The sequence below is a fragment of the Achromobacter sp. 18P8.1.1 genome (genome assembly GCF_057799415.1).
This window is the reverse complement of sequence record NZ_JBYOKH010000050.1, coordinates 1-18272: the sequence shown is the minus strand read 5'-3', so window position 1 is coordinate 18272 and position 18272 is coordinate 1. Positions and strand designations below refer to the sequence as shown.

Below are 18272 nucleotides of genomic sequence, written 5' to 3'. Positions count from 1 at the left end.
GTCACGCACGGAAAACGGCTGATCAGACGTACCACCGGAAGGCCGGAACGGCCTTGCCGAGCCCGTTCACCAAGGGGTCTTGAGGTCTTACGCTGGAAATGTTATCAAACAGAGAATCATTATCATTACGTCCCCAATATAGAAAGACGGTTCGTTGCCCCGACGCAACAGACGTCCCTCACGGCGGCAGGGTCAAGCCGCCTGATCCTGCCGCAACTGTCCGAAGTCGCCCGCCTCATAGGCGGCCAGTGCCCGAGTCAAGTCCCGCTGGCTCGCCATCACGATCGGGCCGTGCCGAAAAACGGGTTCGTCCACGGCGGGGCCGGCGATCAGCACGAAATGGGCGGGCACCTTGCCCGCCATCAGCAGCAGCACGCCTTCATCGTCGGCGGATGTCGCCGATGCCGCCAACGCGGCCCCCTCTCTGAGCACGGCAAAATCCGGGTCCCCACCCTGCCGCTTCGGCAAGGGCGGCGCTCCATGTCGACGATGCCGGGCGCGCACCCCCAGCTCGCCCTGCACGGCGTAGACCCAGGCGTTCCAGCCAGGCGCAAGCGGAAGCAGCTGGGTCGCGCCCGGGCGCAGCCAGCCGTCCAGGATCATCAGCGCCTCGGGGGTGGCCAGCGGCGACTGCCAGCCGCCGTGGCTGCCCGCCACGACGCGGACGCGGCCGGCGTCGGTCTGAATGACCGGCATCTCCCAGGCGCGCAACAGCGACACGGCCGGCGGCAGGGTCTTCAACCGGTCCGGCAGGTTCAAGGCGATGCGCAGCCCGTTCAAGCGGGCCGGGCCCGTCGGCTGCTGCGACCGCAGGATGCCCTTGCCGGCGACCGTCCAGTGCAGGTCGCCCGCCCTCGCCTCATGGTCGTTGCCCGCGCTGTCCCGGCATTGCATGACGCCTTTGGCGTCTTCCAATAGCAGCGTGGCGGCGCACAGGCCGGCGTACGGCAGGGGCGCGGCCGTGGGGCCGGTCATGATGAAGTGATCCACCATGACGACGGGCGACGGGCTATGGGAAAAATCGGTATGCAGGAACTGGCGGAGGGTGCAGGCCTCGCCCGCTGACTGGGGCTGGCCGGCAACGACGCTACTGAGATGGATAGTCAAAAAAGTGCTGCCTGATGAGGGAGTGACGCTAGGGCCTGTACACGCGAAAGGAAATTCCCTTTTGCGTGGACAGGCCCTAGCTGACGCGAAGCTTATGGGTTCCGCGTAACCCGCGCAATCCCCCATTTCCCCGCAGTCGCCGCGACACTGGCCAGTCTGCTCAGTCCAGCTTGATCTGGTTCGCCCGGATCACCGCGCCCCAACGTTCGCGGTCTTCGGCGACGTACCGGTCGGTCTCGGCCTGGTCGCGCGGCGCCTGGATCACCAGCCCCAGCGTCTGGAAGCGTTCCCGGAAATCCGGCTGCGCCATGACGCGGGCCACGGCATCCTGCAGGGCCTTGGCCTCGGCGGCCGGCGTGGCCAGCGGCACGGCAACGCCGAACCACGTCGCCGCGCGGAAGCCCGGAAAACCGCTTTCAGCCACGGTGGGCACGTCCGGCAGCACGGGCAGCCGCTCGGCCGTGGTCACCGCCAGCGCCTTGATCTTGTTTTCCTTCACCAGCGGCAAGGACGTGCTGATGACGTCGACCATCAGTTGCGTGTCGTTGGCCATCAATGAACTGAGCGCGGGCGCGCTGCCGTTGTACGGGATGTGGGCAATATCGATGCCGGTGCGTGTCTTGAGCAATTCGGTCGCCAGCTGCAGAGGGTTGCCGATCCCGACCGACGCATAGTTCAACTTGCCGGGGCGCGCCTTGGCGTAGCTGACGAACTGCGCCCAGGTCGTGGCAGGCACCTCGTTGTTCGCCACGACTACCAGCGGCAACTCGGCTACCACCGACAGCACGCGGAAATCGCGCGCCGCGTCGTAGGAAATCTTCTGATAAAGCATGGGGTTAAGCACCATGCTGGCATTGCTGGCCAGGAACAGCGTATAGCCGTCGGGCTGGGCGCGCGCCACCTGGGTGGCGGCAATCATGGTGTTGGCGCCCGGCTTGTTTTCAACCACGACGGACTGGGAAAGCTCGCGCGACAGCCGCTCGGCCAACACGCGCGACAACTGATCCGCCGCGCCGCCAGGCGTGTAGGGCACCACCAGTTTCACGGGCCTGTCGGGGAATGCCGCCAGGGCCTGCGGGGCGCCTGCGGCGCACACCAGCAGGGCGGCCGCGGCGCGGCCGAACCAACGATTCATCTGCAACATGCTTGTCTCCCGAGTCTTTACCGACTCTTGTATTGGGTACTGCCTGAAGGGACTGGACGACGGCGCCGGCGGCCTTTCGTAAGGCCGCACCGGGCCGCTACACCTTGCGCGCGTGGCCCTCCCAGAATTCCGCCCGCAGGCGGCGCTTGGCGATCTTGCCGTTGTCGTCGCGCGGGAGCGCCTGCCGCATTTCTAGCCCGCGCGGCACCTTGTAGCGGGCGATCCGGGAGGTCAGCCAAGCCATGGCCTCTTCCAGGTCCAGCGCGGCCCCGGGCGCAGGTTGGACCAAGCCCAGCAGGCGTTCGCCGAACTCCGGATCCGGTACGCCAAAGACCGCGCAATCAGCCACGCCGGGGTATTGCATCAGGTGGTGCTCGATTTCCGCCGGATAAATGTTCACGCCGCCCGAAATCACCAGATCCGATTCGCGGTCGCATACGAAGAGATAGCCGTCCTCGTCGACGTACCCCAGGTCGCCCAGCCCGATCAGGCCATCGCGCTCGACCGCCTGCCGCGCCTCGGGATGGTTGCGGTAGGTGAAGTCGGCATATGCCGGCTGGCGTACGTAGATGCGGCCGACCTGGCCGGGCGCGCACACCGAGCCATCCTCCGCGTAAATGCGCACCTGCGCCGGCCCGATGGGCCGCCCCGCGCTGCCCGGTTTGGCCAGCGCTTCGTGCGAATCGATCGCGGTGACCATGCCCGCTTCGCTGGACGCGTAGGTTTCATGCACGACCGGCCCCAACCAGTCGATCATCGCGCGCTTGAGTTCCGGGGCGCAGGGCGCGCCCGTCGAAGCCACGAAGCGCAGCGAAGACAGATCGAATGACGCCCGCGTTTGCGCATCCAGCTTCAGCAGGCGCACATACATGATGGGCACGAGGTAGATCGTATCGATGCGGTGCTGCTCGATCAGGCGCAAGACCTCGACCGCGTCGAAACGCCGCGTCAGCACCAGCGTGTCGCACACGCGCAGCGCCACCTGAGCGAAGACGCTGGGCGCGCTGTGGTAGATCGGCGCCGGCAACAACGCGCGGCTCCCCTGGCGCAAGCCGTAGGCCTGCTCGACGACAGCCTCCACGGCCGCCAGATGTTCGGCAAGCCGGTCCACCGGAAAAGGCTGGCGCACCACGCCCTTGGGGCGCCCCGTCGTGCCCGACGTATAGGCCATGTGGCCGCGCGGCGCGACCAGCGGGCCGTCATACCGGGGCTGCGCGTTGCGCCAGGCCTCGTAGTCGTTGGCCTCGAAGGCCGCGTTCGCCTCGGCCATGACCCGCAGCACGGGCAAGCCGGCAGGCAGCGCCGCCCATACCTGGCGCCACAGGTCGTCTTCGGCGATCAACAACTTCGCGCCGCTGTCGTTCACCAGAAAAGCCACCTCGTCGGCCGTGTAGTGCCAATTGATCGGGCAGTAGTAGCAACCCAGTCGCTTGCAGGCCTGGATGATTTCCAGATAGGGCATGCCGTTGCGCAGCAGCACCGCGATCACGTCGCCTTCGCGTATGCCCATGGCCGCCAGCCCCGCCGCCACCTGCTCGCCTCGCGCGGCCAGCGCGTCGCGGTCAAGCTGGAGGTCGCCCGCGATGATCAGTCCGCTCATGCCGGCTTCCCGGCGCGCAAGGCCTTGTCCTGCGCGGTGCGCGCCTCGATCGCGGCGCGGGCGGCAGCCCAGTCTTCCTCGGTCCATTCGAAGTACTGTTTGAAATACGCGCCGTTGGCCAGATAGTCGCCGCCGTCCAACGCAATCGTCTGGCCGTTGATCCAGTCGTTGCCGGGCCCCAGCAGAAAGGCCGCCAGTTCCCCGATATCGTGCCCCGTGCCCAGTCGCCGCATGGGATTCTGCTGAATCAGGGCGTCCTGGCCGTCGCCGTTGGGGCGCAGCCGCGCGGTCGCGCCTTCCGTGGGGATCACACCCGGCGCGATGGCGTTCATGCGGATCCCGTGCCGACCCCATTCAACCGCCAAGGACTTGGTCATCGCGTCGATGCCGGCCTTGGACATGGCCGAGGGCACCACGAACGGCGATCCGGTCCAGACCCACGTCACGACGATGGACACGACGGCGCCTCGCGCCCCGGTGGCGATCCAGCGCTTGCCCACGGCCTGGGTCGTATAGAACGTGCCGCGGAATACCGTATCGGCAATGGCGTTGAAGCCGCGCGCCGACAGCTTTTCAGTCGGGCTGATGAAGTTGCCGGCGGCGTTGTTGATCAGGCCGTCCAGGCCGCCGTGCGTGGTCCAGATCCCCTCCACCATCGCATCGACCTCGTCCGCGTCACGGATGTCCACCGCGTGGGCATGCGCCTCGCCCCCGTGCCTGGCGCGCAGGGCGGCGGCGGCTTCTTCCACCACGGACAAGCGGCGTCCGCACAGATGGACGGTGGCGCCCAGGGAGGCCAATTGATCGGCCATCGCGTAGCCCAGCCCGGTTCCCCCGCCCGTAACGAGGATGCGCTGGCCGCGGAACAAATCCGCCCGGAACATGCTTTGCGGCATGGTTTGTCTCCTGTTGTCGTTGGAATTGCCGGCACCGGACGCGTGGTGCCGATGCGGTTCAGGGCCAGAATATCAACGCGTAGATATCGCGACAATCCTTCACCCTGAGTAAACTCTGTTTCCTCACAGGCAACAATCGACGACGCCCATGTCCGCCTTGCCCACGCTAGACCTGAACCTGATCCAGCTGTTCGTGACCATCGTCGAAGCGGGCACGCTCAGCGAAGCGGCGTCGCGCCAGGGCGTCACCCGGTCCCACGTCAGCCGCAATCTGCAGAAACTGGAGCGGGCGTTCGGGGCGCAGTTGATCCGGCGCACGACCCGCCGCCTGGAACTCACGCATCAGGGCAGCGTGCTGTACGAGCACGGCGCCCGCATGGCCCGCGAGGTGGAATCGGCGCGCCACGCCTTGCAGAAGCTGGGCGCCGAACCCACCGGCCACGTTCGCCTGTCGCTGCCCACCGGGCTGGGCGAACTGGATGCGCTGCGCCCGCTGTTGGTGCGCTTCGCGCTGGCGCATCCCAGCCTGAGCCTGCGCGTGCTGTTTTCCAACCGAGTCAGCGATTTGATCTCGTCCGAGATCGACGTGGCCCTGCGCGTGGTCTCGACGCCCCCGCAGGACTACGTGGCGCGCGAACTGGGGGACGTGAAATGGCACCTATGCGCCGCCCCCGCCTATTTGCAGCGCGCCGGCACGCCCGCGCATCCGCGCGACCTGGGACGGCTGGATTTTCTTTGCCCGCCCGGCCCAAAGCCCCAGGCGACGCTGCGTCTGCACCGCAAAGGGCAAAGCTACGAAGTCAAGCTGGCGCCCCGGCTGCAATCTGAATACTTTCCGTTCCTGGCCGAGGCGGCCCGCGACGGCGCGGGCGTTGCGCTGCTGCCGGCCTACATCGTGCAGCCCGACCTGCAAGCCCGGCGGCTGCGCGAGGTGCTGCCCGCCTACAAGGCCGAAGGGCCGGGCGACAAGCTCTTCATCCTGACCTCGCCCACCCCCTACCCGTCCACCGCCCAGCGCGCGCTGGTGGATTACCTGAAGGCCGAACTCGAGCCCCTGCTGCGCGAGTTCCTGACCTGAAACGGCCCCGCCCCGCCAGCCGCCGGCCCCCCGCGCGCCCCGCCATGCAGCGGTAGGACTTCTTTGGTAAAACCGCGGGGTCTTGCAGGCTTGGCCCTTGTCCGCCAAAGTAGGGGTTTTGCAGCAGTTCCGGCTGCCGCTTTCCGGAACAGGGGCGGAACTTTGACGCGCCACCCAAGTCTTATATAAGATATAAGACATAAGGACGCGCACGGGCTTGTCTCCCCTACAATGACAAACGCGCCAAAACGCCAAAAAATGCCGCCTGCGCTTGGGCACAGTAAGCCAGGCAAAACCACGGAGTCCATCATGCCGCACAACACCCTCGATACTCTCAAGAATTTCAAGATCGGCAATAAATCCTGTCAGTACTACTCGCTGCCGGCGCTGGGCAAGTCCCTCGGCATCGATGTGCAGCGGCTCCCGGTTTCGATCCGCATCGTGCTGGAATCCGTGCTGCGCAACTGTGATGGCAAGAAGGTCACGGAAGAACACGTCAAGCAGCTCGCCAACTGGCAGGCCAATGCCCGCCGCGAAGACGAGATCCCGTTCGTCGTGGCCCGCGTGGTGCTGCAGGACTTCACCGGCGTGCCGCTGCTGGCTGACATCGCCGCCATGCGCTCGGTGGCCGACAAGATGGGCAAGAGCCCCAAGAGCATCGAACCGCTGGTACCGGTGGACCTGGTCGTTGACCACTCGGTCATGATCGATTACTTCGGCACCAAGAATGCGCTGGACCTGAACATGAAGCTGGAATTCAAGCGCAACCAGGAGCGCTACCAGTTCATGAAGTGGGGCATGCAGGCGTTCGACACCTTCGGCGTCGTGCCTCCGGGCTTCGGCATCGTCCACCAGGTCAACCTGGAGTACCTGGCGCGCGGCGTGCATCAGGACAAGAAGAACAACGTCTACTATCCCGACTCGCTGGTGGGCACCGACAGCCACACCACGATGATCAACGGCATCGGCGTGGTGGGCTGGGGCGTGGGCGGCATCGAAGCCGAAGCCGGCATGCTGGGCCAGCCCGTGTACTTCCTGACGCCCGACGTGGTGGGCGTGGAACTCAAGGGCCAGTTGCGCGGCGGCGTCACCGCCACCGACCTGGTGCTGACCATCACCGAAATGCTGCGCCGTGAAAAAGTGGTGGGCAAGTTCGTCGAGTTCTGCGGCGAAGGCACCGCCAGCCTGACCGTGGCCGAACGCGCCACCATCGGCAACATGGCGCCGGAATACGGCGCCACCATGGGTTTCTTCCCTGTCGACGAACGCACCATCGACTACTTCCGCGGCACCGGTCGCACCGAAGACGAGATCGCCGCCTTCGAAGCCTATTTCAAGGCCCAGAAGATGTTTGGCATCCCGGCCGCCCAGGACATCAACTTCACCAAGCTGCTGACGCTGGACCTGTCCACCGTGGCCCCGTCGCTGGCCGGCCCGAAGCGCCCGCAAGACCGCATCGAAATCGGCAACGTCAAGAACACGTTCATCGACCTGTTCTCCAAGCCCATCGCTGAGAACGGCTTCAACCAGCCCGCCGAAAAGCTGGGTGAAACCTTCACCACCAGCACGGGCACCAAGATCAAGAATGGCGACATCCTGATCGCCGCCATCACGTCGTGCACCAACACGTCGAACCCCAACGTGCTGCTGGCCGCCGGCCTGCTGGCCAAGAAGGCCGTGGAAGCCGGTTTGAAGGTGCCCAAGCACATCAAGACCTCGCTTGCTCCCGGATCGCGCGTCGTCACCGACTACCTCACCAAGACGGGCCTCCTGCCCTATCTGGAAAAGCTGGGCTTCGACGTGGCCGCCTACGGCTGCACCACCTGCATCGGCAACGCGGGCGACCTGACGCCGGACCTGAACGAAGCCATCACCGGCAACGATCTCGTCTGCTCGGCCGTGCTGTCGGGCAACCGCAACTTCGAAGCGCGCATCCACCCGAACATCAAGGCCAACTTCCTGGCCTCGCCTCCGCTGGTCGTGGCCTACGCGCTGGCCGGCACCGTCACGCGCGACCTGATGACTGAACCGGTAGGCAGGGGCAAGAACGGCGACGTCTGGCTGGGCGACATCTGGCCCACGTCCGAAGAAGTCGAAGCGCTGATGAAGCATGCGCTGGACCCGAAGGTCTTCGAAGCCAACTACGGCCAGGTCAAGAGCAACCCGGGCAAGCTCTGGGAGAACATCAAGGGCGTCAACGGCGACACCTACAACTGGCCGGAATCGACCTACATCGCTGAGCCGCCCTTCTTCGAAGGCTTCGGCATGACGCCGGCCGCCATGCCGGCCGTCAAGGGCGCCCGCGCGCTGGGCGTGTTCGGCGACTCGGTCACCACCGACCACATCTCGCCCGCCGGCTCCATCAAGGAAACCTCGCCCGCCGGGAAGTGGCTCAAGGCCAATGGCGTCATGAAGGCCGATTTCAACAGCTACGGCTCGCGCCGCGGCAACCATGAAATCATGATGCGCGGCACGTTCGCCAACGTGCGCATCAAGAACCTGATGATCCCGTCGCTGCCGGACGGCAGCCGCTTCGAAGGCGGCGAAACGCTGTTCCAGCCCACCGGCGAACAGATGTCCATCTATGATGCGGCCATGAAGTACGTGGCCGACGGCACGCCCACCGTGGTGTTCGGCGGCGAAGAGTACGGCACCGGATCGTCGCGCGACTGGGCGGCCAAGGGCACCCAGCTGCTGGGCGTGAAGGCCGTCATCACCCGCAGCTTCGAACGCATCCACCGCAGCAACCTGGTGGGCATGGGCGTGCTGCCGCTGCAGTTCAAGGGCGCCGACAGCGTGCAATCGCTGGGCATCACCGGCGAAGAGACCTACGACATCTCGGGCCTGGAAAACGGCATCAAGCCGATGCAGGACGTGACGCTGACTATCACCCGCAAGGACGGTTCGAAGCAGGACGTGACGGTGCTGCTGCGCATCGACACCCCGATCGAGGTCGACTACTACCAGCACGGCGGCATCCTGCCCTTCGTGCTGCGCCAGCTGCTGGCCGCCTGAGTCCGCTCGCGGCCTTCGCAATAGGAAAAGCTCCGGGACCTTGCGGTTCCGGAGCTTTTTTTACGCAGGCAATTGGCGGGATTCAGTCGTCGAACTGATAGGCGTCCATCGCCAGCGCCCCGTACGAGATCTCGTCGTTCAGCCGCTTGGCTGATGCCCCACCCGCCCCCAGCGCCACGTACAGCGGCATCAGGTGGTCGTCATGCGGATGGGCCTGCATGGCGCCAGGCGCCTGGGCCTGCCAGTCCAGCAGGGCCGGCACGTTGTGCTCGGCCAGATTACGTGCATACCAGTCCTGGAATGCCGGCACGTAAGGCACGGCCGGCGCGTTCTGCGGCATCCGCACGTGGCGCAGATTGTGCGTCAACGACCCGGACCCGATGATCAGGATGTCCTCGTCGCGCAAGGGCGCCAGCGCGCGCCCCAGCTCCAGTTGCCCCGCGGCGTCTCGCCCCATGTCGAGCGACAACTGCACCACTGGCACGTCGACCTCGGGATAAAGGTAGCGCAGCGGTACCCAGGCGCCGTGATCCAGCGGCCGGCGCGGATCGCGGTCAGCGGCGATCCCGGATTCGGCAAGCAGCGCCTGCACTCGCGCCGCCAGTTCGGGTGACCCCGGCGCGGCGTACTGCAAGGTGTAGAGCTCGGGCGGAAAGCCCCCGAAATCATGCCAGGCCACCTGCTGGTCACGCGTGGACAGCGCCAACCCCTCCCCCATCCAATGGGGAGACACCACGAGGATGCCGCGGGGCTTGCGGCCTTGCGCAAGGCTCCAGTCCGCCAGCACGGGGCCGGTCAAGCCGGGTTCGACTGCCAGCATGGGCGAGCCGTGGGAAACGAAAAGCGTAGGCCAACGCATGGCGATGCCTCCATAGATCAAGTCGATGAAAGCATTTTCGAACGTTTCGATTCAGCAATAAACCCCCTGCCCAGGGATGATCTGTTGCCAGATGCGCATCAATCAGGGCGCCTGCGCCAATGGCCTGCCCGCCGCCCCAGGCTATCGCGCGTGTCGGGCGCCCGGGTCCGCCCCCAATGCCGAGGCGCGCGGCGGGCGTTAAACTACACCGTTACACCACTTACTGGACGTCCTCCGAAGTTATGGCCCGATCCCGCAGCCAATCCGCTCCCCGTATGACCCGTGACGCGACCCGCCTGGTTGCGCTTGCCCAGGCGCTTAACCGCTCGGGCAGCCGCGTCGAAGACGTGTTCTGGGAGAACCAGCTTGGCGAAGCGATTCCCAAGCTGCTCAAGGCTGGGCAGGACGCCCCGCTGGAAGCAGCCCTGGACCACCTCGCGCAAAGCGACATAGGCGCCTACGAAGTCTTGATCGAACAGGCGGAAACCCTGTCCGAATCAATGAAGATCGAAAAGAACGGCGTTCTGTACGACGTCTTGCTGATCGTCGCGCCCATCGTCGCCTGGACCCGTTACGCAATTCCCACCGGCCCCGTTGCGGCGCCCGCCCAGCAGGCACTGCTTGCCCAGCTGCATGGCCATGTGCTGTCCAGCCAGGCGCGCACGGCGTTGATGCCCATGCTGGTCAGCGTGGACCAGATGCCCCGCACCTTCGGCGAAACCTGGCAATGGCTGCAACGCCTGGGCTCGCAGGCGCTGGGTGCCGAAACCACCAAGCCTGCCCTGAACACCGAAGCCGAAACCGCGAACATGCTGGCCGACACGCGCTACATCATCGGCGCCGTGGCGGTGCCCGAGAACGCGCCGATCTTCCGCTGGCAGGAACAGATGGGCGAAGCCGACGCCAGCCGCGACGCCTGCCAGGAACAGTGGGCCGCGCAGGCGCAGCCCACCCTGGCCGCCCTGATGCCGGGCTGCGGCTTCGAAGCGCTGCTGCCTGACGCCTATTACGTCAGCAACCGCGAAGCCGACCGCCGGGTGCGTCCCTTGTCGTTGCGCGCGGCCATCAGCTGGCTGGAAGGCGCGGTCAGCCTGGAAGCGTCGCAGTTGCGCGCGGTCGTGGCCGGCTGCGGCGAAAGCCGCATCGACGAATACCGAATCGGCTTCACGGCGCGCAACAACAATGACGTCTACTACGGCTGCGTGTGGCCCTTGTACGGGCGCGAGGAAGAACTGCCGTCCGACGAAGGCCAGCCCGACGTGGTCGACGAGATCACGGCGTTGCTCAAGGAATACGGCGTGACCGAAGTGCGACGCATCCCCGGCGTGCTGCCGGCGGAATACTGCGAAGACTGCGGCGCGCCCTACTTCCCGAACCCACTGGGCGAACTGGTGCACGCCGAACTGCCCGAAGACGCCGAAGCCGCGCCCGCCAAGTTCCACTAAAGCCGCCATGCAAGCAGACATCTTTTGCCGGGTCGTCGACAACTACGGCGACATCGGCGTCTGCTGGCGGCTGGCGCGCCGGCTCTCGCAAGGCCGCGGTTGGGATATCCGCCTGTGGGTGGACGACCTGGCCAGCTTTGCACGCATCCAGCCCGGCATCGAACCCCAAGCGGCACGGCAACAGCTGGGCGGTGTGGACATCGTGCATTGGTCTGATGCGCCGGACCCGGCCCTGACCGCGCGCGACGTCGTCATCGAAGCCTTCGCCTGCGATCCCCCGCCGGCGTTCGTGGACAGCATGCGACGCGTGCATCCGGTCTGGATCAATCTGGAATACCTGAGTGCCGAGGCCTGGGTGGAAAGCTGCCACGGCCTGCCGTCGCAGCGGCCGGACGGGATGGTGAAGCATTTTTTCTTCCCCGGCTTCACGCCTGCCACGGGTGGCCTGTTACGGGAACCCGGGCTGGATGCCGAGCGCAACGCCTTGCAGGCGTCCATGGACCTGCAGAACGCGTTTCTGCGATCGCTGGGCGTGGACGAAGCCCTGTTGTTGCGTCGCCGCTACGGCGCCCGCACAGTGTCCCTGTTTTGCTATCCCACGGCGCCGGTCGACGCGCTGGTCCAGGCGTTGGCGGCCAACGCGCAACCCAGCGTGCTGCTGGTTCCCGAGGGCGTGGCCCCTGGCCTCGAAGCCGCGTGCGCCGCGCCCGGCTCCCCCCTTCTAGCGCGCCTGCCCTTCGTGGCCCAGCCGGATTTTGACCGCCTGCTCTGGTGCGCGGACCTGAACTTCGTGCGCGGCGAAGACTCCTTCATCCGCGCGGCCTGGGCGGCGCGCCCGCTCGTGTGGCAGATCTACCCGCAAGACGAGAACGTCCATCTGGAAAAGCTGGAGTCCTGGCTGGCCCGCTATCCGGCCCCCGATTCTGCGCATGCGCTGATCCGGGCGTGGAACCAGCCCGAAACCGCGCAGACGGCTGCAGCCACTGCCCAAGCCCTGGCGCCTGACGCCTGGCAAGCGTGGTGTGCCGCCGCCCGGCAATGGAATGCCACCCAAGCCAGCCAGCCGGATCTGGCTGAAAATCTGGCGGACTTTTGCGCAGACTTGGCCAAGAAACGTTAGAATAGAGAGTTTTCTGAGTCGCCCTGGATTTGTCGGGCCTCAACAATGAACGCCTCCCGGGGTGTGCATGAAACCGCAAGCAGGGTCTTTTGCTGGGTCTTACGGCCTGTCTTCCGACCCCTTTCTTTTGTCCGTGTCTATCGCGGCAGCGGCTTTTTGCAAGCACGGCGAGTGCACCCATCACCCCCGGAGTTTTATCGATGAAAACCGCTCAGGAATTGCGAGTCGGCAACGTGGTCATGGTCGGCAAGGATCCCCTCGTGGTCCAGAAAGCCGAATACAACAAGTCTGGCCGTAACGCTGCTGTTGTGAAGCTGAAGTTCAAGAACCTCTTGACCGCCTCGGCCAGCGAATCGGTCTACAAGGCCGACGAAAAGTTCGAAGTCGTCCAGCTGGATCGCAAGGAGTGCACCTACTCCTACTTCGGCGACCCGATGTACGTCTTCATGGACGAAGAGTACAACCAGTACGAAATCGAAGCCGAAAGCATGGGCGATGCCCTGAACTACCTGGAAGAAGCGATGCCCGTGGAAGTGGTCTTCTACGACGGCCGCGCCATCTCGGTTGAACTGCCCACCACGCTCGTTCGCGAAATCACCTACACCGAACCCGCCGTCCGTGGCGATACGTCGGGCAAGGTCACCAAGCCGGCCAAGATCAACACCGGCTACGAACTGAACGTGCCGCTGTTCTGCGCCATCGGCGACAAGATCGAAATCGACACCCGCACGAACGAATACCGCAGCCGCGTCAACAACTGATCCGGCCAGCAGGTACAAAAAAGCCAGACCTTCCGGTCTGGCTTTTTTTTGCCCATATTGCCGACAGCTTCTACTGCAAACGCTCATCGTCCAGGAAGTCGGGCACCGCCATGACTTCGATGCCATCGTCGGCCAGCGCTTCGCGCTCTTCGGGCGTGGCCGTGCCGCGGATGGGACGCTCGTCGGCGTCGCCCTCATGGATGCGGCGCGCCTCTTCGGCGAAACGCGGCCCCACGTTTTCGGTATTGCGCAGCAGCGCGCGCACCTGCTTCATCACGACGGCCTGCAACGTGGCCATTTTCTCGGCGTCCGACGCGCCAGCCGGCACGGCGGGCGGTTGGGCCGGCGCATGCAAGTGGGAGACGTTCAGACGCGGCGCAGACAGGCGTTTGGTGATGCTGGCCGACCCGCAGACGGGGCACGTGACCAAGCCACGCGCCTGCTGCGCGTCATAGTCATCGTGCGATCCGAACCAGCCTTCAAAAATGTGGCTGTGCTCGCACTGGAGGTCGAAAACTTTGAGAGCCATGGTTGCTATATGGGGTCCAGCAGCCAGAATACAAGAATCCGCCCGTGGCGGGCGCCATCCCCCCGCCTCAGGCGGGGATAGGGCAGCCTCCAAGTAAAAACGGGCCCGAAGGCCCGTCCTGGCGATTGGCGCCGCTTACTTGCCGCGCTTGGCGGCCGGGCTGGCGTCGATTTGCGCCTGCTGAGCCTGCAACGAATCGATCTGGCGCTGCAGATCGCGCAGTTGCTGGCGCACGTCCTTTTGCTGATCAGCCAATGCCGTGGTTTCCTGGCGCGACTGCTCCTGACGGGCGGCGACCTGCTCTTCCTGCTGCATGCGCAGCGTGCGGTCGGCCTGCAAGGTGCTGAGCTGCGCGCTGCGGCTGGCCAACAGCTTTTCGGCGTTCGCGTATTCGGCTTGCAGCTTGATGCGCTTGATGTCCACTTCGGCCAGGTCCGCGGATTGCGTGGTGAACGCGCGGTACGTGGCTTCCGCCTGCTTTTCCGACACAGTCTTCAGCACACGCCAGAAGTCTTTCTGTTGGAACAAGGCAACGTAATAGGTCAGGTCGTCCGGCTTGAACAGCAGGCTGGCGCCGTACGTGCCGTTATAGGCGGTACGCAGTTCGGAAACCTGGCGGTTCTGGATCAGGCCTTGCAATTCGGCCACGGTGGACGACGGCCGGGCGGCAGCCGTGGGCGCGGCGGCGGGCGGCGGCGTCACCGGGGTGGATGCGGCCGGCTTGTCCTCGACCTGCTTAACCGTGGGCCGTGGCGCTTCGGATTGCGCGCTGGCGCAAGCCGCCAGGCCGGACAGTGCCGTGCCTAACAGCGCCATGCGAGTGGCGGCACGGATAAATTGGACGTTCATGCCTTCCCCAAAAAAATCGTTGCGGAACTATAGCAATTTATTTCGCTCACGGCAGACCCACTTACATTCGCCGCAAGCAAATTTGTGGCCCCGTACGGGCCTTTCCCTATTGCATGATCAGGATGCCTCGACCGTCCCTTCCGCCGTTTCGCCCTGGCCGCCCCCCAGATGCAGTTTGCGCATCTTTTCCCAGAGCACCTTGCGGCTGATGCCCAAGGTATTGGCGGTGTCCTGGCGGCGCCAGCCGTTGACGTCCAGCGCGGCCAGGATGCGGGCGCGCTCGGCGCGCTCGGCATCGGTGAAGACAGGCGGTTCGCACAGCGTGCTGGCCGTGCCCAGCGTGCCTGCGGCGCGCAGTGGCTCGGCGATCTGATCAAAAATGCGCTCGATGCGCGCCTGGTCCCAGCTCTTGAACTGCCGGCGCATGATGGCCACGCGCTCGGCCACGTTGGACAGTTCGCGCACGTTGCCGGCGTAGCGGGTGCGCGCCACGCGCTCCAGCAGCCAGTCCGGCGGGTCGCCCTCGCCACCCAGGCGCTCCAGCAAGGCGCGGAAAATCGCGATCTTCTCTTCCGCCCCCCGCTGTTCCAGGTTCGGAATACGCAGTTCGATCACGGCCAGGCGGTAATACAAGTCCGCCCGGAACTCGTCCTGGCCCACCAGCACCCGCAGATCCTTGTTGGTGGCAGCGACCAAACGGAAATCCACCGGGATCTCCACCGTGGAACCCAGGCGCGTAACCGCGCTCTGCTCCAGTACCCGCAGCAGCTTGACCTGCTGGTACAAGGGCAAATCACCGATTTCATCCAGGAACAGCGTGCCGCCGTTGGCCTGCTCGAAATACCCTTTGTGGGCGCCGACCGCGCCGGTAAAGGCGCCCTTGGCGTGGCCGAAGAAATGGGCTTCGAACAGGCCTTCCGGAATGGCGCCGCAATTGACCGCCACGAACGGGCCGTCCGACCATTCCGCCCGATCATGCAGGAGCCGGGCGATGCGCTCTTTGCCGACGCCCGTTTCGCCGTGGATCAGCGCGTTGCTGCGGCAGTCGGCGAACATCTCGGCTTCGGCCAGCAGCGCGCGCATCGGCTCAGACACCGCGATCAAGGGCTGTTCGCGCTTGGGCGCGGTACGGTTGAACTGGTCCAGCGTTCCCAGCAATTCGAACAGCAGCTTGCGTAAGTCCGCCGTCGTGAACGCCAACGGCAGCGTGTAGGAATATTCAGGCGGGTAATAGCGCGAATCGCGCCCCCGGGATTCGGCCGCGACCCAGATCACCGGCAGCGCCTGCACCGCCAGCCAGTCGTAGCCGCTGAACCGGTTGTCGCCCATCACCGACACGGACACCAGCGCCACGGCCGGACGCGTCGGATCGCGCGGCGGCGGAAACGCGGTGCCGGCGTCCGCCCGCACCAGCGACACATCCATGCCGGCCAGGCAGCGTTCCGCCCGGGAGGCAATATCGGAAGTGCCTTCCCACACGTACACGTCGAACTCGTCGCGGGCGAATTTCTGGGTCATGGCTTGGACAGCAAGAAACGGGCAAAAATCACAGGCATCCTCAGAACACCAAACGGGGTTGGCCGCAATCAACGGACAGCAGCGACACATCGGTCTGGCCCACGCTCAGGCCAAGCACGTCAAGCAGCTGTTGCAGCAGCCCCGACAACGGCGCCAGCACGGGCTGCAGCAGGTTCACGACGATGGACAACACCCCACCAACCTGCGAGCTGCCGCTAAGCGCCATCGTGGCCACCGAGTTGATGCGGCACGTGCGGATGGCGCTCGGGGTAATGCCCAACGCGCAGACCACATCATTGACAGGCGCCAGCAACAGCGAACTCAGGATATTGCCGACCAACTGCAAGGTGCCGCCCAGCACGCCCGTCAAGCCGCCGGTGGTCAAGCGCGCGCTCAGCTGGTTCAGGGCGGTGGTGGACCATTGCAGGTTATTGACCACCTGCGTGATGGAGTTGCCGGCGTTGCTGCCCCCACCGCCCACCAGATCCGTCGCCAGCGCGGTGCGTTCGGCCGGCGTGAGGGGCGTGCCGGTATTGAAAAGATCGCCCAGGATGCCGCCGATCAAGGCATCCGACAGGTTGGACGCCAACGCGCCCAGATTGATGGACGTCGCGGTGACGGTCTGCGTCGACGGGGTCCCGGGCGGTTCGGTCAGCGTCACGGACACCGGCGCGGCCGAATTGAAAACAGGCAATGTGACCTTGGCGGTCAGCGGCAGGATACCCAGCACATTCAAAACCTGATGGCGCTGGATGGCAGCAAAGGAGCTGGGTTGGCAACTGTTGGTCAGCGACACGAAATGCGCGGCGTTCTGGTCGATGTTGGACGTCATGCCGGGAAAGGTTCCCAAGCAGACGTTCGCCACGGATGAGGTCACGGCGATCGTGGCCTGCGACGGCGTCAACGGCGCCTGGCACAGATTGGTCAGGGTGCCGGTGGACTGCGCCACATCGATGATGATGGGCAGGTCGACCTTCGTGCCCAGCGTATTGGCCAGCAGCGGCCCCACCAGCGGGATGTTGCTGGTGTTCACGCGCAGGTAGACGCGGATGCCCGCGCTCGTCGCCTGGGTGCCGATGCCTCCGACCGCGAGCGTGGGCGGCTCCACGACCCGCACGCGCGCGTCCACACCCAACAGCGGCACGCTCAGCCCCAGGTTGATCAGGTTCTGCCCATTGGCGACGACCAACGCGGTTTCAAGCAGATTCAAGGCGTTGACGTTCGCTGCCAAGGCACCCGTGGCGTCTCCCCCCACGACGGACAGGTTCAGCACGCCGCCGTTGCCAAACAGCTTGACCGGCAGGTTCAGCGGCATCACCGCCAACACCGTATTGATGGCGTTGTTGATCAGCCCGATGCCGGCGCTGGCGGTACCGCTCTGGTTCACCACGGTCAACGTGGCGTTCAGCAATTGCCCCAACGTCAGGTTATTGACCGCAGCCAGCTCCGCAGGCGTGCCGACCCCGGTTGCCACCGACAAGGGCAAACCCAGGGCTTTCAGCAGCCCCGAAGGCGTGATGTTGACGCTGGCCAGCCCTGCGGCATCCAGCACATCCAATTGGGCGGGCGTTGCGCCGACGGTCGCCAGCAACTGCGACAGCAGGCCGCCGCGCTGCAAGCGCAGCAGACGTGAGCCCACCATGAATGCCGCGACGGGACGCGTGTTCGTGGCCACCGCCGTGGTCGTGACTTGCGTGCCGCCGCTTGCGCCGCTCGAAAAATTGGGAATGATGCTCGTAAGGCGCTTGCTCACGGTGACGCGCACCGCATTGAAGGACTGCCCGCTGGTGGGATCGAAGATATGCATGCCGGACGGGTCGGTCCGGGTGGAATCCCAGACCTTGCACTCAACCGTCACATCGGCTGCCGTGAAGGTATCGAAAAAGCTGGGCACATTGGCCAACGCCGACGTCCGCCCGGCGGCCACAGCCCGCGTGCAGTCCGCGGCCGCCCCCATGCTCAGTACCTGGACTGCCGATAAAGCCGCCAGGTCCGCCCCCTTCTGCATCTCGCGCTTCATATAGAAGCTGTAGGCAAGGTGCGCCACGCCAAGCAGCACCAGCCCCACCAGCACCGCGAACACGACGGCCACGGTGATGCTGCCGCGCTGACGTGGCAATGAGGCATAACGCATTGGGGCGGCTGGCATGATCTGGCGCCTCCGGCTCCTGTCCGAGCCTTAATTGGTGTTCTTGGTTTCCACGCGTTTCTGGAACCATTCCGGAATCGGATGCGTGAAGCTGTCTACGTAACGGTTCCAGGCCGCGGTAGACACGGGCCCCAGGATGGGCAGCGCGCCCCCGGCGCGGCGGCCGTCGGCCTGCGCCGCCAGCAACCCGCGCGTGACATCG

The 18272-nt window shown here is 65.4% G+C and carries 15 protein-coding genes; 5 read left to right on the top strand and 10 right to left on the bottom strand.

Annotated features, from left to right (window positions below):
• Positions 1 to 192 precede the first annotated feature (192 nt).
• The 4 genes from AC27VE_RS24720 to AC27VE_RS24705 all read right to left on the bottom strand — a co-directional run bounded on the left by AC27VE_RS24720 (position 193) and on the right by AC27VE_RS24705 (position 4735).
• Positions 193 to 1107, bottom strand: a complete 915-nt coding sequence (locus AC27VE_RS24720) for a pirin family protein (RefSeq protein ID WP_488705264.1) — start codon at positions 1105 to 1107, stop codon at positions 193 to 195.
• 160 nt (positions 1108 to 1267) lie between these two features.
• Positions 1268 to 2251, bottom strand: a complete 984-nt coding sequence (locus AC27VE_RS24715; protein ID WP_424624870.1) for a Bug family tripartite tricarboxylate transporter substrate binding protein — start codon at positions 2249 to 2251, stop codon at positions 1268 to 1270.
• A 97-nt stretch (positions 2252 to 2348) separates the two neighbouring features.
• Positions 2349 to 3851: an AMP-binding protein gene (locus AC27VE_RS24710; protein WP_488705263.1), complete on the bottom strand. Its 1503-nt coding sequence runs from the start codon at positions 3849 to 3851 to the stop codon at positions 2349 to 2351.
• Positions 3848 to 4735, bottom strand: coding sequence for an SDR family oxidoreductase (locus AC27VE_RS24705; RefSeq protein WP_488705284.1), 888 nt, complete (start codon positions 4733 to 4735; stop codon positions 3848 to 3850). The genes AC27VE_RS24710 and AC27VE_RS24705 overlap by 4 nt, the downstream gene beginning before the upstream one ends.
• Before the next feature lie 160 nt (positions 4736 to 4895).
• Between AC27VE_RS24705 and AC27VE_RS24700 the strand changes: the two genes are divergently transcribed.
• Both AC27VE_RS24700 and acnA read left to right on the top strand, forming a co-directional pair.
• Positions 4896 to 5825, top strand: coding sequence for a LysR family transcriptional regulator (locus AC27VE_RS24700; protein ID WP_488705262.1), 930 nt, complete (start codon positions 4896 to 4898; stop codon positions 5823 to 5825).
• 309 nt (positions 5826 to 6134) lie between these two features.
• A complete protein-coding gene (gene acnA / locus AC27VE_RS24695) occupies positions 6135 to 8840 on the top strand; it encodes an aconitate hydratase AcnA (protein WP_088589025.1) in 2706 nt (901 codons plus the stop codon).
• Positions 8841 to 8922: 82 nt separating this feature from the next.
• On the opposite strand, the gene AC27VE_RS24690 is transcribed toward acnA, so the two are convergent.
• Positions 8923 to 9699, bottom strand: coding sequence for a DODA-type extradiol aromatic ring-opening family dioxygenase (locus AC27VE_RS24690; RefSeq protein ID WP_488705261.1), 777 nt, complete (start codon positions 9697 to 9699; stop codon positions 8923 to 8925).
• A gap of 242 nt (positions 9700 to 9941) precedes the next feature.
• Here AC27VE_RS24690 and AC27VE_RS24685 point away from each other — a divergent pair, with 242 nt between their 5' ends.
• From AC27VE_RS24685 to efp, 3 genes are all read left to right on the top strand, one after another.
• The gene (locus tag AC27VE_RS24685) at positions 9942 to 11144 is read left to right on the top strand and encodes a DUF2863 family protein (RefSeq protein ID WP_088589027.1); all 1203 of its coding nucleotides are present in this window, start codon (positions 9942 to 9944) and stop codon (positions 11142 to 11144) included.
• Positions 11145 to 11151: 7 nt separating this feature from the next.
• Positions 11152 to 12264, top strand: a complete 1113-nt coding sequence (gene earP / locus AC27VE_RS24680) for an elongation factor P maturation arginine rhamnosyltransferase EarP (RefSeq protein WP_488705260.1) — start codon at positions 11152 to 11154, stop codon at positions 12262 to 12264.
• Positions 12265 to 12464: 200 nt separating this feature from the next.
• On the top strand, positions 12465 to 13025 hold the full coding sequence (efp, locus tag AC27VE_RS24675; RefSeq protein WP_006225610.1) for an elongation factor P: 561 nt from the start codon (positions 12465 to 12467) through the stop codon (positions 13023 to 13025).
• A gap of 70 nt (positions 13026 to 13095) precedes the next feature.
• On the opposite strand, the gene AC27VE_RS24670 is transcribed toward efp, so the two are convergent.
• The 5 genes from AC27VE_RS24670 to AC27VE_RS24650 all read right to left on the bottom strand — a co-directional run.
• Positions 13096 to 13554 carry a DUF1178 family protein gene (locus AC27VE_RS24670; RefSeq protein ID WP_488705259.1) on the bottom strand — a complete coding sequence of 153 codons (459 nt, stop codon included), beginning with the start codon at positions 13552 to 13554 and terminating at the stop codon, positions 13096 to 13098.
• A 135-nt stretch (positions 13555 to 13689) separates the two neighbouring features.
• Positions 13690 to 14403, bottom strand: a complete 714-nt coding sequence (locus tag AC27VE_RS24665; RefSeq protein WP_488705258.1) for a DUF2968 domain-containing protein — start codon at positions 14401 to 14403, stop codon at positions 13690 to 13692.
• Between the two features lie 117 nt (positions 14404 to 14520).
• Positions 14521 to 15921, bottom strand: coding sequence for a sigma 54-interacting transcriptional regulator (locus tag AC27VE_RS24660; protein ID WP_488705257.1), 1401 nt, complete (start codon positions 15919 to 15921; stop codon positions 14521 to 14523).
• Positions 15922 to 15961: 40 nt separating this feature from the next.
• Complete coding sequence (locus AC27VE_RS24655; protein ID WP_488705256.1) at positions 15962 to 18070, bottom strand: Tad domain-containing protein; 2109 nt, start codon at positions 18068 to 18070, stop codon at positions 15962 to 15964.
• 30 nt (positions 18071 to 18100) lie between these two features.
• The coding region (locus AC27VE_RS24650; protein WP_488705283.1) for a DUF3613 domain-containing protein at positions 18101 to 18272 on the bottom strand (172 nt) is incomplete at its 5' end.

Coding starts and splice junctions, on each gene's coding strand:
- AC27VE_RS24685 (WP_088589027.1), top strand. CDS start 9,942: ATGGCCCGATCCCGCAGCCAATCCGCTCCCCGTATGACCCGTGACGCG.
- AC27VE_RS24705 (WP_488705284.1), bottom strand. CDS start 4,735: ATGTTCCGGGCGGATTTGTTCCGCGGCCAGCGCATCCTCGTTACGGGC.
- AC27VE_RS24665 (WP_488705258.1), bottom strand. CDS start 14,403: ATGAACGTCCAATTTATCCGTGCCGCCACTCGCATGGCGCTGTTAGGC.
- AC27VE_RS24670 (WP_488705259.1), bottom strand. CDS start 13,554: ATGGCTCTCAAAGTTTTCGACCTCCAGTGCGAGCACAGCCACATTTTT.
- efp (WP_006225610.1), top strand. CDS start 12,465: ATGAAAACCGCTCAGGAATTGCGAGTCGGCAACGTGGTCATGGTCGGC.
- earP (WP_488705260.1), top strand. CDS start 11,152: ATGCAAGCAGACATCTTTTGCCGGGTCGTCGACAACTACGGCGACATC.
- AC27VE_RS24655 (WP_488705256.1), bottom strand. CDS start 18,070: ATGCCAGCCGCCCCAATGCGTTATGCCTCATTGCCACGTCAGCGCGGC.
- AC27VE_RS24700 (WP_488705262.1), top strand. CDS start 4,896: ATGTCCGCCTTGCCCACGCTAGACCTGAACCTGATCCAGCTGTTCGTG.
- AC27VE_RS24710 (WP_488705263.1), bottom strand. CDS start 3,851: ATGAGCGGACTGATCATCGCGGGCGACCTCCAGCTTGACCGCGACGCG.
- AC27VE_RS24660 (WP_488705257.1), bottom strand. CDS start 15,921: ATGACCCAGAAATTCGCCCGCGACGAGTTCGACGTGTACGTGTGGGAA.
- AC27VE_RS24715 (WP_424624870.1), bottom strand. CDS start 2,251: ATGTTGCAGATGAATCGTTGGTTCGGCCGCGCCGCGGCCGCCCTGCTG.
- acnA (WP_088589025.1), top strand. CDS start 6,135: ATGCCGCACAACACCCTCGATACTCTCAAGAATTTCAAGATCGGCAAT.
- AC27VE_RS24690 (WP_488705261.1), bottom strand. CDS start 9,699: ATGCGTTGGCCTACGCTTTTCGTTTCCCACGGCTCGCCCATGCTGGCA.